The sequence below is a fragment of the Halomonas sp. DP5N14-9 genome (assembly GCF_019802175.1).
GTDB lineage: Bacteria > Pseudomonadota > Gammaproteobacteria > Pseudomonadales > Halomonadaceae > Halomonas > Halomonas litopenaei.
The window spans coordinates 33574-46093 of the sequence record NZ_JAHVHR010000014.1 but is presented as its reverse complement, the minus strand read 5'-3'; the positions used below and the strand labels follow the sequence as shown (position 1 = coordinate 46093).

At 63.4% G+C, this 12520-nt stretch carries 13 protein-coding genes and 1 tRNA gene; 8 read left to right on the top strand and 6 right to left on the bottom strand.

Translation table 11 applies throughout. From position 1 onward, the window contains the following. Window positions 1-28 precede the first annotated feature (28 nt). From KUW00_RS09880 to KUW00_RS09865, 4 genes are all read right to left on the bottom strand, one after another. On the bottom strand, window positions 29-1015 hold the full coding sequence (locus tag KUW00_RS09880) for a metallophosphoesterase (RefSeq protein ID WP_222516727.1): 987 nt from the start codon (window positions 1013-1015) through the stop codon (window positions 29-31). A gap of 13 nt (window positions 1016-1028) precedes the next feature. After that, window positions 1029-1910 carry an NAD(+) kinase gene (locus tag KUW00_RS09875; protein WP_108132991.1) on the bottom strand — a complete coding sequence of 294 codons (882 nt, stop codon included), beginning with the start codon at window positions 1908-1910 and terminating at the stop codon, window positions 1029-1031. 121 nt (window positions 1911-2031) lie between these two features. Beyond that, entirely contained in the window at window positions 2032-2901 is an 870-nt protein-coding gene (locus KUW00_RS09870) for a DMT family transporter (RefSeq protein ID WP_045994414.1), read from the bottom strand. A 91-nt stretch (window positions 2902-2992) separates the two neighbouring features. Further along, the gene (locus KUW00_RS09865) at window positions 2993-3595 is read right to left on the bottom strand and encodes a YqaE/Pmp3 family membrane protein (RefSeq protein ID WP_222568943.1); all 603 of its coding nucleotides are present in this window, start codon (window positions 3593-3595) and stop codon (window positions 2993-2995) included. A gap of 194 nt (window positions 3596-3789) precedes the next feature. On the opposite strand from KUW00_RS09865, the gene KUW00_RS09860 reads away from it, so the two are divergent. Together KUW00_RS09860 and KUW00_RS09855 are read left to right on the top strand one after the other, a co-directional pair. After that, the gene (locus tag KUW00_RS09860) at window positions 3790-5256 is read left to right on the top strand and encodes a dihydrolipoyl dehydrogenase (RefSeq protein WP_222568942.1); all 1467 of its coding nucleotides are present in this window, start codon (window positions 3790-3792) and stop codon (window positions 5254-5256) included. A gap of 50 nt (window positions 5257-5306) precedes the next feature. Then, window positions 5307-5729: a CBS domain-containing protein gene (locus tag KUW00_RS09855; RefSeq protein ID WP_045994411.1), complete on the top strand. Its 423-nt coding sequence runs from the start codon at window positions 5307-5309 to the stop codon at window positions 5727-5729. A gap of 533 nt (window positions 5730-6262) precedes the next feature. Here KUW00_RS09855 and KUW00_RS09850 read toward each other — a convergent pair. Beyond that, window positions 6263-6946, bottom strand: coding sequence for a metallophosphoesterase (locus KUW00_RS09850; RefSeq protein WP_261392080.1), 684 nt, complete (start codon window positions 6944-6946; stop codon window positions 6263-6265). Window positions 6947-7062: 116 nt separating this feature from the next. Between KUW00_RS09850 and KUW00_RS09845 the strand changes: the two genes are divergently transcribed. From KUW00_RS09845 to KUW00_RS09820, 6 genes are all read left to right on the top strand, one after another. After that, complete coding sequence (locus KUW00_RS09845) at window positions 7063-7629, top strand: helix-turn-helix domain-containing protein (protein ID WP_045994409.1); 567 nt, start codon at window positions 7063-7065, stop codon at window positions 7627-7629. Continuing rightward, on the top strand, window positions 7626-8351 hold the full coding sequence (locus tag KUW00_RS09840) for an AzlC family ABC transporter permease (protein ID WP_045994408.1): 726 nt from the start codon (window positions 7626-7628) through the stop codon (window positions 8349-8351). Before KUW00_RS09845 ends, KUW00_RS09840 begins: the two co-directional genes overlap by 4 nt. Then, entirely contained in the window at window positions 8348-8692 is a 345-nt protein-coding gene (locus KUW00_RS09835; protein ID WP_045994407.1) for an AzlD domain-containing protein, read from the top strand. Before KUW00_RS09840 ends, KUW00_RS09835 begins: the two co-directional genes overlap by 4 nt. A 373-nt stretch (window positions 8693-9065) precedes the next feature. Beyond that, window positions 9066-10319 carry a methyl-accepting chemotaxis protein gene (locus KUW00_RS09830; RefSeq protein ID WP_222568940.1) on the top strand — a complete coding sequence of 418 codons (1254 nt, stop codon included), beginning with the start codon at window positions 9066-9068 and terminating at the stop codon, window positions 10317-10319. Between the two features lie 164 nt (window positions 10320-10483). Further along, window positions 10484-10557, top strand: a tRNA-Gly gene (locus KUW00_RS09825). A gap of 370 nt (window positions 10558-10927) precedes the next feature. Further along, window positions 10928-11335 (top strand): DUF1090 domain-containing protein, encoded by a 408-nt coding sequence (locus KUW00_RS09820; protein WP_045994404.1) that lies wholly within the window; start codon window positions 10928-10930, stop codon window positions 11333-11335. A gap of 92 nt (window positions 11336-11427) precedes the next feature. Here KUW00_RS09820 and KUW00_RS09815 read toward each other — a convergent pair whose 3' ends face one another. Further along, window positions 11428-12351, bottom strand: a complete 924-nt coding sequence (locus KUW00_RS09815; protein WP_052704487.1) for a YeeE/YedE thiosulfate transporter family protein — start codon at window positions 12349-12351, stop codon at window positions 11428-11430. Window positions 12352-12520: the final 169 nt, after the last annotated feature.

Genomic DNA, 12520 nt, shown 5'->3' with positions numbered 1-12520 from the left:
CTGCTCGACTTTAATGTAACGTTTTGTATCAATCGAAGACGATCTCTCGGGGCAAGGGCCTCGCACGCACGTCCCTGGGCACCGGCACCCATACAAAGTGGTTGGCGTCGAGGCGGGACTCAAAGCTGTAGCGATAGGCCACCAGTCGACCGAACTTCACCGCGCTGTAGTCGAGACAGGCAATATTCGGTGCCGGCAAGGCCGGGACGCCTTCGCACCAGTAGTGGCCGATGAACAGCGGGGGCTGGTCGGGGCCATAGTAGCTGAGGCTGGCCCGTTCGCTGTCGCTCAACGGCCGGTCCTCGAGGTCTCCCGGTAGATTGTCCGGCTGGAACACCACGTCACCCCAGGTGCGAGGGTCTCGTGCCCAGAAGTGGGTCCGAAAGCTTCGTCGAGTGAAACCGTCTCCGGAATGGATGACCGTGTCCCCGGGCAGGTCGATGGAACCACCGCGGGTCAGGCGCTCGAGGATCCTCGACTCTTCGGTACCCGGGCTCGAGGCCTGGAGCAGGAAGTCGTGGTCCAGACAGCCGTCGGGCCGGAGCCGCCTGAAGGATTCGATCAGGCGGTCGTCCCAGCAGGCGTGGACCACCCGGATGCCGTCGATCTCGAGACACAGGGGGATCTGGCGAAACCATGCCAGGGCATCATCCCACTCCTGAGGGTGGTCATGGTACTGCTCGAGAGTTTCACGAATGATGCGGTTGTGACGCGGTGTATGCGGGCGTAGCCATTCCCTGCCGTGCTCAGGCGGGGCCTTCTGGGTGTACGTCAGGGCATTGATCTCGTGATTGCCCAGCACGATATAGGCCTCGCCCTCTTCCACCATGCGTCTGGCGATGGAGACCGCCAGGCGGATACGCGGGCCACGGTCGATCAGGTCCCCGAGGAAGATCGCCTTGCGCTGGGGGTGACGATAGACACCGCCGCGCAGGTGATACCCCAGCCGTTCCAGCAGCGCCGCCAGGGTGGCGCCGCAGCCATGAACGTCACCGATCAGGTCGTAGCCGTCCAGTCGCCTGCTCACGTCAATCTCCCAGCCTGTTGCTCCAGCCCAGCTTGCTGCGCAGGACGTCATAGAAGTTGTGACCCAGAGGGTGCACCAGTTGAACGTTCTGGGGCTTGCGCCGGATCACCAGAACATCATCGGGCTTGGCCACGGCACGGGTCTGGCCGTCACAGCTGATGTGGGGATAGGTCTGGTTGGTCTCACCGATATGACAGCGTATCTCGCAGCCGGCGTCGATCACGATGGGCCGGCTCGACAGGGTGTGCGGGAACATCGGTACCAGCGTCACCACGTCGAGCTTCGGATGCATGATAGGGCCACCGCCGGACATGGCGTAGGCGGTGGAACCGGTCGGCGTGGCGATGATCAGGCCATCGCTGCGCTGGCTGTAGACGAACTGGCCATCGATGAACAGTTCGAACTCGATCATCCGCACCGCCTTGCCCGGGTGCAGTACCACTTCATTGAGGGCATCGCCGCTGCCCACGAGGGAATCCCCGCGGTAGAGCTCGGCGTCGAGCAGAAAGCGCTGTTCGACCTCGTACTGTCCCGCCAGCACCTCACCGACACGGGCCTCGAGCTCATCCGGCGAGATATCGGTCAAGAAGCCCAGCCGTCCGCGATTGACCCCCAGCACCAGGGTTCCGCTACGACACAGGGTGCGGGCCGCGCCCAGCAGGCTGCCGTCGCCCCCGACCACGATCACCAGATCACACAGTTCGCCGAGCATGCGGCGACTGGCCTCGGCATGGCCACGTTCCAGCAACGCCGAGGCGGTACGGTCTTCCACGATCACGTGGTAGCCGGCGTCATCCAGAAAACGAATCAGCCGCTTGAGGGTCTCGACCACCTTGGCGCTGCCCAGGCGCCCGATCAGTCCGATGTTCTTGAACGATTGCATCCACGCATCCTTCCCTTGGCGACCGCTCATTATGGCGAGGGGGGCCTGGCGGAGCAAACCGCGCCCGGCGCCTCAGGCCAACGCATGGCCCAGATCGATGATCACCCAGACTAACGATCGATTAGACCGGCGCCGTCCTGTGACGCCGCTGCCACCAGGCGTTGAGCCACAGCGAACCGGCGATGATGGCGCCTCCCATGGCCAGACGCACCAGATCAGCCTCGCGGTTCCAGATCACCAGGTTCACCGCAAGGCCAGCAGGAATCAGCATGTTGTTCATGATCGCCAGGGCGCCTGCATCCACCCGCACGGCGCCCAGGTTCCACAGGAAGTAGCCGAGCCCCGAGGCGACCAGTCCCAGCCACAGCAGCACCCCCCACTGCAGGGGTGTCGTCGGCAGCCCCGAGGTGCTTCCCAACAGCGCGAAGGCCGGCAGCGCTATGCAGGCCGCACCCAGGTAGAACCAGGCGAATACATGGTGGCGAGGCAACGAGGGGGGCAGTGCCGCCGACAGGCGCCGATAGCCGACCTGCCCCATGGCAAAGCAGAGATTGGCCCCCTGCACCACCAGGAATCCCAGCCAGAAGTCGTCGTTGACGCCCTTGTAGCGAATGACCGCCGCGCCGATCACCGCAAGCCCTGCAGTGACCAGATGGAAGGGAGTGAAACGACCAAACGCCAGGTCATCCAGAATGGCGATGTACAGCGGCGTGAAGATGGTGAACAGCAGCACCTCCGGCACCGACAGGAGCACGAAGGACTGGTAGAAGAAGATGTACATGATGCCAAGCTGGACGGCACCAAGTGCCATCAGCGCGAGCTTGTGGCGCAGATCGAGCAGGCCGGGCTTCAACAACGGCAGGAACACCAGCGCCGCCAGCCCCACCCGCATCATCACCGCGAAATAGCTGTCCACCTGACCGGCCAGATAGACGCCAATCAGCGAAAACGAGAACGCCCACAGGGCGGTGACCACCACCAGATAGCCCACCGTAAACTCCCACTAGTCAAAAAGGTTTACGGCAGTATACGCGAACACCCTCTCCGGCCCAACGCTTGCCCCCCCCTGAGCCCTGCTCGCCTCAATGATTGACCTGCTTCAACCACCAGGCCCCGTACGCCACCCCAGGCAGCCAGCCCAGCAGGGTCAGCAGGAACGCAATCGCGATCCGGCGCGAACCACCTTCGGCTACCGCCACCGCCAGCGGGGGCATTAGCAGCACCAGCACCATCAAGGCGAGCCGGGCCGCTGGCGACGCCATCAACGCCGACGCCACCTGGGGCGAGGATGTCATGGGCTCGTCACTGGTTCTGGACGCATGCGCATCGGTGCCTTCCTTCTGCTCGGGCACAGGCGGTGGGGTGAAGTGCTGCACCGCCGGGCTATTTGAAGGGCTATCCATCGCCCCAGCCTGCGCACGCTGCGGCTGCGCGTCACGCGCTGCCTGCTCCTGGGCCTGGCGATGGGCTTCGGCGTCAATCTTCTGCTCCAGGCTTTCCGCGCCTTCGGCCAGGACATCGTGGTAACGCTCCCAGTCTTCCCAGTCATGGGGTGTCCCGGCCCTGGGACGATGGTCGTGGGACTCCCGCGCTCGGTCCCAGGCCTTTTCCTCGAGGGTGTTGGGCCTTTCCTTGTCTCGCTCACCGTCGAGCCCCTTGCGGGCCAGATACTCTCGCGCGTCCATCAGAGAACTTACCTCCAGGGTCGAATGACGCCACCGGTATCTCCGATGGCCCATTTCAGTGTGCCAATACAGGCTTTGATGTAACAGCAACGCCTGATTGATAGAGAAACCCGCCTCAACTGTCCTACTGTTTTGATAGAGGTCACCCCCACGGGTTCCCCACAGCGCCATGTTCAGCTCCCAGGAGAGACATCATGCAGGAAAGACAGGTCGAGATCGCCATTATCGGAGCAGGAAGCGCCGGCCTTGGTGCCTGGCACGCGGCGCGACAACATACCGACAAGCTGGTGCTGATCGAATCCGGCGCCTACGGCACCACCTGCGCACGGGTCGGCTGCATGCCGTCCAAGCTGCTGATTTCCGCCGCCGACGTGGCCCAGCAGGCACGGGACTCCGAGGGCTTCGGGGTCAAGGTCAGCGGCGTCAGCGTCGACGGCCCCGCAGTCATGGAACGCCTCCAGCGGGAGCGGGATCGTTTCGTCGGCAGCGTACTGAGTTCGATGGCCCGCATCGAGGAAGACGACCGCATCGTCGGTGCCGCTCGCTTCGAAGACGCCAACACCCTGGTGGTGGGCGACCATACGCGTATCAAGGCCAAGCGCATCGTCATCGCCACCGGCTCCCGCCCCTCCTGGCCCGACTTTCTCAATGCCGCCGGGGATCGCCTGATCATCAACGACGACCTGTTCGAATGGGATGACCTGCCCGAGTCGGTGGTGGTATTCGGGCCCGGCGTCATCGGCCTCGAACTCGGTCAGGCGCTGCACCACCTGGGCGTGCGAGTGCGCATGTTCGGCGTCGGCGGCGCCATCGGTCCTCTCGGCGACCCCGATCTCAAGGCGCTCGCCGACAAGGAGTTCAACACAGGGTTTCCGCTGGACCCCGCCGCCACCGTCAAGAAGGTCGACCGGGACGGCGATCAGGTGGTGGTGACCTTCCACTGTCGCGACAGCAACACCGAGAAGACCGAGCGTTTCGACTACCTGCTGGCAGCCACCGGACGTCGGCCCAACGTGGACAAGCTGGACCTGCCGAAGACCGGTCTGGAACTCAACGACCGCGGTGTGCCGGTGTTCGACCGGCTGACCATGCAGTGTCGCTTCGATGACGGTTCGCCCGCACCGATCTTTATCGCCGGTGATGCCAACCAGGATCTTCCCCTGCTGCACGAGGCGTCCGACGAGGGACGCATCGCTGGCGAAAACGCCGGACGCTACCCGGATATTCGCGCCGGTCGCAGGCGTACTCCGTTGGCGGTGGTGTTTACCGATCCGCAGATGGCAAGCGCTGGAGTAGGCTACGCTGAACTCAAGCGCCGGGATGAACAACTGACCAACGTGGCCATCGGCGAGGTCTCGTTCGAGGACCAGGGACGGTCCACGGTGATGCGGCAGAACCGAGGCATGCTGAGGCTTTACGCTGAGCACGGCTCGGGAATTCTTCTCGGCGCGGAAATGTTCGGCCCAAGGGCGGAACACCTGGGCCACCTGTTGGCCTGGTCCATCGACCAACGATTGACCGTGGATCGCCTGCTGGAAATGCCCTTCTACCACCCGGTGGTCGAAGAAGGCCTGAGAACAGCACTGAGGGACCTCAACGTGCATCTGCGCAGGGGTCCGGCGATCACCGAACGCTGCCTGGAGTGCGGTCCAGGCGCTTGACGGTCAAGGGCCCGACGCATGGCGCCGGGCCGCTTCAAAGGAGAGCGGTTATGCCACACAAGGCACCTCCATCGATCGTCCGGGACATCATGTCCAAGGACTGCTACCGCGTCAGCGGCAAGACCTCCATTTCCACCCTGGCGGAAGGTCTCGCTCTGCACCGATTGCCAGGGGCCCCGGTGGTGGACAACGGCGATCACCTGATCGGCTTCATCTCCGAGCAGGACGTGCTGGGCAAGGTGATCGAGAGCCTCTATCTGGATCACGAGGCACCGCTGGTCCATGAAATGATGCGTAACGAAGTGCTGTCGGTGTCTCCCACCAAGAGCATCGTCGATCTGGCCCAGGAAATGCTGGGAGCAAAACCCAAGGTGTATCCCGTCACCGAACAGGGCCGACTGGTGGGTATCGTCACCCGCCGCGACGTGCTTACCGCCGTGCTCACCATGCGACGCCATCAACGAAGCGCCTGACCCCTCCTGTTGCGCAACACCTTCTGTAGACGCCCACCGCCGGCATCACGATGCCGGCGGTGGGCGTGCTGTCGCTAGCGCCAACGCTGACACCATTGCCTGGCACCACCGCCGTGCATCGGCCTCCCCGATCCTCCAGATGCCCCTGGCGCTTGTGCAAACCGTAAGGGCGTTCATGGAGCATGCCTGATATGCCCCGGGCTCACAGGTAAGGAAGAGAGGGAGAGCACCTTCGCCAAAGCAAAAAAAACGCCCCATGGAAGCCATGAGGCGCAACGATCGATTTAGCAAACCAGATCAACACTGCTAACGACTGCCATCGCGCATGCTGTCTGTACCACATATGACAGTCGTCACCAGAAAAGTTCTCCTTTCATCGAAAATTTTTTTTCCTCTCCTGGGCCCGACGGTGCACAGCGGTGAGAGAAGCGCCCTACTGACCACAGCGTTCTGCGTCGGTTCCAAGGTCTGTGGCAAGAGATCGACGCTGCCACTACGCGACGGCCATCAATGGGCACCGCCGGCCAGGTCGATCAGGGAATGGCATCAAGGATGTCGTCAACAGCGGCCAGCGTGAGGCGCCCGCCGGCACAGGCACCGGTATCCAGATGCAGAACATTGCCAAGCCACAGCGGTGCCTCGACGATGGTGTGCCCCACCACCACCGCATCGACGCCCTCGACGCCCTCGACGCGGGTCGAGTCCAGGCTGCCGCCGCTGTCACGTCGGAATCTACGCCGCGACCATAGCAGGTGCTCGGCCGGGGTCTGCTCGATCTGGCCCCAGTCGTCGGGTGGATCGGCGTGCACCACGCCCAGGCGACGCTGTCCCGCACAGATTTCCCGAGCCAGCGGAAGATGCGGACGGGCGGCGTTCATGGTGCTACGGGCCTCCTCGACGCCATCGAGAAAGACCCAGTTGCCGCCATTGCGCTGCCACAGATCCCAGGCCATTCCTCCGCCTTCGGCCAGGGCGGTGATCGCCATCTGTTCGTGATTGCCCTTCACCGCAAAGCACCAGGGCTCAAGCGCCAGCGCCAGACAGGCGAGCGATGCCTCTCCCCTGTCGACCAGATCACCGACGCAGAACAGCCGGTCCCGGGCGACATCGAAGTCGACTCTCTCCAGCGCTTCCATCAACTGGGCGTACTGGCCGTGCACGTCACCGACGACGTAATCACGCCCCTTGCGGTTTGGTCCATGACGGATACAGCGCATGAGTCTGCTCCTGCCCCAGTGCGAGCTCAGGCTTGACGCCATCGCAACATTCGTCCTATGTTCCTTTTACAGAACGTTCGATAAATGGAACAACAGCTCAACCGAACAGTGACCTCATGATCGAGCCTTTCTCCCAAGCTAGCTTCTCAAGCGACGACACGCTGCATGCCGAAGCACTCGGCCGGCATCTTCAGCATCTGCGCCAATTGCGTGGCTGGTCGCTATCCCGCCTGGCCAGCGACGCCGGCGTCGCCAAGTCGAACCTGTCTCGGCTGGAACAGGGCAACGGCAACCCTACCCTGGACACCCTGTGGCGCCTGGCGAGCTGCCTCGAGGTGCCTTTCGGCACCCTGATAAAACCCGTGACCACGGCGCTGGATGACCAGGGCGTGCAGGTCCAGTTGATCGATCAGGGCGATAGCCAACCGGCCGTCGACGTCTACTGGATGCGCCTGGACCCTGACGTCTATCGGCTCAGCGAAGCGCACCCCGCGGGCGTGCACGAGACCGTCACGGTGATCTCCGGCCGGTTGACCACCGGCCCCGAGCACGAGAGCCACACCCTGGGCCCGGGCCAGAGCGTCACCTTCGCGGCGGATCGTCCACACCTCTACGCGTCCGACAACCAGGCCACTTCCGCCACCCTGACCATCGTCTACCATCCACCGGAAACCTCTCGATGACCACCACGACGACTCCTTTGCGTGCCAGCCCCTGGGTGACCGGCGTCCGCGAGGCGATCCCGCTGCTCGGCGGCTATATCCCCATCGCCATCTCCTTTGGCCTGGTAGCCGTCCAGGCGGGCTTCAGTGCCTGGGAAGCCGTCGCCATCTCTACCCTGATCTATGCCGGCGCCTCCCAGTTCGTGTTCGTCGGCATGGTGGCAGGTGGCGCTCCTCTATGGCTGGTGGTCGCCATGACCCTGTTGATCAATGTTCGTCACGTGGTCTACGCCCCGAACCTTGCCGCCTCGATGAGCACGAGCCGCTGGTGGCCTGCACTGATGCACGGTCTGACCGACCAGGTCTTCGCCCTGGCGCTGACGCGTCTGCCGCAACTGCCGGAGGCGGCTCGGCTTGGCTGGTACACCGGCGCCGCCCTGCTGGCCTGGCTGGCCTGGATCGCCGGTACCGCCGTGGGTGCACTGGGGGGCGAATGGGTGGTGGAACGCTGGCCGCTGCTGGGCGAGGTGATGCCCTTTGCCCTGCCTGCCCTGTTTCTCGTGTTGGTGGTGCCTCGCCTGTCCAGCTTCCGCTGGGGCCTGGCGACCCTGGTGACCATCGCCGCAGGCGCCCTTCTGGCGGTTCTGGGGGTGGCCAATGCCGGCATCCCCCTGGCGGCTCTGTGCGGCGCACTGTGCTTCTTTATCGTCAAACGTTCACCGGTCACAAGGAGTCGATCATGACCACTACGCTGTGGATGGCGGTGGTAGCGACCACCCTGGGCACCCTGCTGATGAGAATGGCGCCCCTGATATGGATGCGCCGTCGTCTCGCCGAGCGCCAGACGGAAGACAGCGTCGAACCGATGCCGCAGTGGCTGTCGGTGCTGGGACCTTTGATGATCGCCGCCGTGCTGGGCGTCTCGTTGGTACCGGCACAGCCGAGCATCGCCAGCTGGAGCGCCACTGGCGTGGGGGTACTGGCGACGCTGGCGGTATGGTATCGAACGCGATCGCTGGGCTGGCCGGTCGCTGCCGGCGTGGCCGCCTACGGACTGACGCTGGTATTGGCCGGTTCGCTCTGACACTCAAGTCGACGCTGACACTCAAATCGACGCTGACACTAAAAGGCCTACCGGGTATTGCTGTCCGCAACCCAAGCGGTCTTGCCTTTTCCTTTCCCTGGGCCTATTTCCGTCTGGCCCGCACCGAATGGTGGCGGGCCGCTGCCTTCCTGCCCCCAACTCGCCGTGTTCCATCGTTTGACCCGCAGGCTTTTCCTGCGCGGCCAGGCGCTCTCCCTCATTTATGCCCGCAAGATACTAAAGCTCGAGCGATATCGGCCGATACTCGTTCGGCTCCAGTGCCGGCTCCAGGATGGAAAAGGCATTTTAAAAAGAAAAAACAAGAACCTGCTTCGACCTTGCTCCCAGCACCTTCCACTCCCGAGGTAACTTGATGGTATCGGCCAGAAGAATAAGCGCCCTGTATCGCGCACTGAATAGCCACACCGCCTGCATAGTCTTTCGTCCAGACGGCACCATCCGCGAAGCCAGCGATACCTTTCTGGCCGCCGTCGGCTATCGGCTCGATCAGATTCGCGACCAGCACCACCGCATGTTCTGCCCGCCAGAGGTGCATCAGGACCCCGCCTACGAGGCATTCTGGCGGGGGCTGGCGGACGGCCAGTCGAAAACCGGCACCTTTCGCCGCATCGACGCCAATGGCAATCCGTTATGGCTGGAGGCGACCTACCTTCCTGTGCGCTCCGCTCGAGGCAAGATTCACAACATTCTAAAGATTGCCAATGACGTCACCGACGATCGCCTTGCGGCGTCCGGTCAGGATGCTGTGCTCAGCGCCCTCGACGCGTCCATGGCGGTGATCGAATTCACACCGGAAGGCGAAATACTGCGTGCCAACGGCAACTTCCTGACCACCATGGGCTATCGTCTCGACGACATCCTTGGACGGCATCACAGGATGTTCTGCGACGATACCTTCTATCGAGATCACCCCGACTTCTGGCAGGAACTGGCCGCCAACACCTTCAAGCAGGGACGCTTCAGACGCATAACCGCCAGTGGGCGCACCGTCTGGCTCGAGGCCACCTATAACCCGGTGATCGACGAAACCGGCCGGGTGACACGCGTCGTCAAGTTCGCCACCGACATCACCCGCTCTGTCGAGGCCGAAGATGCCGCTCGCAGTGCCGTGGAGTCCGCCCGAGTCACCGCGGAGCAGACCGAGACCATCGCCGACAATGGTCTGGTCCAGCTCGAAGAGGCTGTCGAGTCGTCGCGCCAGGCCGCCGACGAGATCAAGGCGACCCAAGCCATCGTGGCCGCCCTGGAGGAGCAGACGCAAGCAATCAACAACATCACCGACTCCATCTCGCGGATCGCCCAGCAGACCAACCTGCTGGCGCTGAATGCGGCGGTCGAAGCGGCGCGCGCTGGCGAGCATGGCCGCGGATTTGCGGTGGTGGCCCAGGAGGTTCGCGAACTGTCCCAGGGCTCCACCCGCGCCGCCGAGCAGATCACCCAGGTGCTCAACGACAACAACCAACGCATTCGACTGGCCAACCAGAAGATCACCGAGGTGGCCACCCGCAGTGACCTCAGCCAGCAACGGGTCGGCGAGGCGCAACTGGTGATACGCGAGATCCTGGACGGCGCCCACAACGTCTCGGCGGCGATTCGCAAGCTCTGATCGTGGCGTGTGATAGGCACCAATACCGCACCGCAGTCATTGTCGCCACTACAAGCCACATGACTGCGGCGTGGCTCCGGGCTCGTCCGGTTGACGAAAATCACGCCGCGCGAGCCTTTTGCTTGCAAGGCGTAACCAACGGAGATTACTATCAAAAACGCCTTGCGGGTGTAGCTCAATGGTAGAGCAGAAGCTTCCCAAGCTTAAGACGAGGGTTCGATTCCCTTCACCCGCTCCAGGGCCTCCCCTTTCTCGGTCACAGTGCTCTTGCATCCTTGCTTAGCAAGCTGACCCGCTACGCCCCTTATTTCGCTGCGCCCTTTAGTTCGCTTCGCTCTGGCTTTCACAGCGCTCCCTTCCCGCTGCGCGCTCCCCTGACCTATCCCTCATCCTGCGATCAAGCGTCGTTTTCGAGCACTGTCTCGTGCTTTGGCCTTGCCTGTTCAGCGCCCCGGGTACTGCGAGCCCCGGCATGTCGCCATTCATGCCGCTACCGCTGAATCGGCCTCATACTTAAAGACTACGCCCCCCCTTCGATGGGCCCCTGTTCAAGCTCGGTTTTCGCACGCTAGGCTGGCGCCACAATCATAAAGTCGTGGGGACGCCGTATGCCTTTTTATCGCCACACCCTGCTGCTGACGCCTGTCTGGCTGCTGCTGAGCACACTTGCCATGGCCGATGGTTCGAGGGATAGCTGCGATCAGCGCGCGCAGGCACTCGAGCATGACCTCGCCTTCGCTCGTCATGCCGAGGACACCGCACGGGTGAATGAACTGGAACTCGCCCTGGATGGTGTCCGAAGCGGCTGCACCAGCGAAGACGTGCTCAGCCAGGCCGAGTCACGCGTACGTGAGGGTCAGCAGATGGTGGAACAGCGCCAGCAGGAGTTGAACGAGGCCTTCGACGAAGGTGATATCGGCCAGATAACGCGTAAACGCGAGGCTCTCGAGGTCGCCATCGAGGTGCTCAACGCTCGCATCGCCGCGCTCAAGGTGCTGCTGCCGTCGGCCAGCTGAACCTTGTACGGCTGACATTCGAGGGACAGTGCCAGCCGCAGAGCGTCAAGCGCTGGTCGCGCCGCCAGTCTGACGACCGCCATTGGCCTCGCCTAGTCTTGGTCTTGGCGTCGCTCCCAACGTTCCTCGATGGCGAGCCCGATCCAGATGCCGGCAATCATGCAGATCAGGGCGACGACCGCTCCCGGCGAGCCGGCCGGCAGCGCGATCAATAACTGCAGATCGTTGCCACCCAGCGCAAGCGAGGCGCCGATGCCCATCACGATTCCGGCCAGCAGATGCTTCACCCAGCGCCACAGGGACCCCTGATACTCGCCCGGTCGGAAGTGGGCTCGCGCCGCCACCAGCATTCCCGCCAGGATCGCGACGCTGATCAGGACGCGTCCGAGGCTAGGCCAGGCGACGGCCATGTCCATCGCCAGCGGCCGCTCGGTGACGTCTCGAATCAACTGACTCGGTGACCACAGTGGTTCCAGCACGCCCAACAGACCGCCTACCGCGCCGAACACCATGACACCCGCGTAGATACGGCGGTGAGCCGGCGACAGCCGCCAGATCGCCAGCAGCGAGACTGCGACGATACTCAGTACCAGCCACCAGGCCGGCGTGAAGGTCGTCGTCAGACGGGTGTAGGAGATATCAGGGGCGCCCAGGTACAGCATCCACCACCCCAGAACCCAGCCCAGAATGGTGGCGAGCATGTGCCACTGCCCCCGCGCCAGGGCGGAAAGGGTCGAGATCGAACAGCCATGATTGACCGCCGCGGCCAGGCCAAACAGCAGCCCACCGACGGCGAAGGGCCACCCGATCGCGTGACGTCTGAGCACCTCGCCAAGAGGGAAATGGATGAACAGGGGGCTGGCAAGCCAGAACCAGACGCCGCAGCCGACGATGGTCAGCAACAGACCCGGCCGCCACATGCGTATCCCCTGAACCGCACGCACCATGCAAAGACCGGTACGCTGGGCGAGCCACCCCAGCGCGACAGCCAGCAGCAGGGAGACCAACAGAGCCATCACATCTCCTCGTTTACACGGTTCCGGAAATACAAGGGCGGAACACTATCTGACGATCATGGCCGGCGATGGTGCGATACTGGCCGGCACGCCATGCTGTTGCCCGGTGTCCCTCTACTTTCGGCATTCCTCTCTGCATTCCTGTCTGTTCAGAACGGGGGTCAGAGCT

What these genes read in the sequence shown, in the direction of transcription:
- KUW00_RS09850 (WP_261392080.1), bottom strand. Translation starts at nt 6,946, where the DNA reads ATGCGCTGTATCCGTCATGGACCAAACCGCAAGGGGCGTGATTACGTC.
- KUW00_RS09860 (WP_222568942.1), top strand. Translation starts at nt 3,790, where the DNA reads ATGCAGGAAAGACAGGTCGAGATCGCCATTATCGGAGCAGGAAGCGCC.
- KUW00_RS09855 (WP_045994411.1), top strand. Translation starts at nt 5,307, where the DNA reads ATGCCACACAAGGCACCTCCATCGATCGTCCGGGACATCATGTCCAAG.
- KUW00_RS09835 (WP_045994407.1), top strand. Translation starts at nt 8,348, where the DNA reads ATGACCACTACGCTGTGGATGGCGGTGGTAGCGACCACCCTGGGCACC.
- KUW00_RS09875 (WP_108132991.1), bottom strand. Translation starts at nt 1,910, where the DNA reads ATGCAATCGTTCAAGAACATCGGACTGATCGGGCGCCTGGGCAGCGCC.
- KUW00_RS09815 (WP_052704487.1), bottom strand. Translation starts at nt 12,351, where the DNA reads ATGGCTCTGTTGGTCTCCCTGCTGCTGGCTGTCGCGCTGGGGTGGCTC.
- KUW00_RS09820 (WP_045994404.1), top strand. Translation starts at nt 10,928, where the DNA reads ATGCCTTTTTATCGCCACACCCTGCTGCTGACGCCTGTCTGGCTGCTG.
- KUW00_RS09865 (WP_222568943.1), bottom strand. Translation starts at nt 3,595, where the DNA reads ATGGACGCGCGAGAGTATCTGGCCCGCAAGGGGCTCGACGGTGAGCGA.
- KUW00_RS09840 (WP_045994408.1), top strand. Translation starts at nt 7,626, where the DNA reads ATGACCACCACGACGACTCCTTTGCGTGCCAGCCCCTGGGTGACCGGC.
- KUW00_RS09845 (WP_045994409.1), top strand. Translation starts at nt 7,063, where the DNA reads ATGATCGAGCCTTTCTCCCAAGCTAGCTTCTCAAGCGACGACACGCTG.
- KUW00_RS09830 (WP_222568940.1), top strand. Translation starts at nt 9,066, where the DNA reads ATGGTATCGGCCAGAAGAATAAGCGCCCTGTATCGCGCACTGAATAGC.